The sequence below is a fragment of the Ammoniphilus sp. YIM 78166 genome, from assembly GCF_004522215.1.
Classification (GTDB): Bacteria; Bacillota; Bacilli; order Aneurinibacillales; family RAOX-1; genus YIM-78166.
In genome coordinates this window covers 1-677 of sequence record NZ_SDLR01000038.1, presented here as the reverse complement: position 1 = coordinate 677, position 677 = coordinate 1, and the positions used below count along the sequence as shown (strand labels likewise).

General features: G+C 31.0%; 1 protein-coding gene. It reads left to right on the top strand.

All coding sequences use genetic code 11. The features are described from left to right. Nucleotides 1-206: 206 nt before the first annotated feature. The gene (locus tag EIZ58_RS32770) at nt 207-500 is read left to right on the top strand and encodes a hypothetical protein (protein ID WP_134705220.1); all 294 of its coding nucleotides are present in this window, start codon (nt 207-209) and stop codon (nt 498-500) included. Nucleotides 501-677: the final 177 nt, after the last annotated feature.

Sequence of the window (677 nt, the reverse complement as noted above, 5' to 3'; positions counted from 1 at the left end):
CGTGAGGTCGGTGGTTCGAGTCCACTTGGGCCCACCATACATAAATATTAACCCTTATTCTGTTTAGAATAAGGGTTGTTTTATTTCTATCTAAAAATGTAGAATGTTCGATTCTAAACCCTTACCTTCTAACATAGTTACTAAGTAACAGTGTTACTGTGTAACACTGTTACTTAGGTAAAAGCTCAAGAGAGGGGTAATTTCTTGTGAGTAACAGTGAAGGGAGAATTAGATCCGAACGATCTGATAAAAAAATTAGAGTAAATTCGTCGTTTAACAAAAAAGTCCATGAAAAATTAGATCGCTTAGCCATGGCTTGCGGTATCACTAAAACCAGACTAGCTGCTTACTTAGTTGAACTTTGTTTACATAATGAAAACATAGTTAATTTTGTACAGGATCAATATAAAGACTCATCTCGCTTTCGAATAATACCTTCTAAAATAGATGGAGAATTAAAATTTATCTTTGCAGAAAAAAAGCTTAAGATTTCTCGTTAACTAACACTTTTTAAAGTGTTAGTTTTTATTTGTTGGAAATTATTAGTTGTTGTAATAACTAATAAAAACATGATATATTTTCTGCTACGTTAGTTCTTACAACGCAAATAATGATTTTTAAAAAATACCTATTGAAATCATCATTTCGTTATGTTATATTATTATATGTCGCTTCGG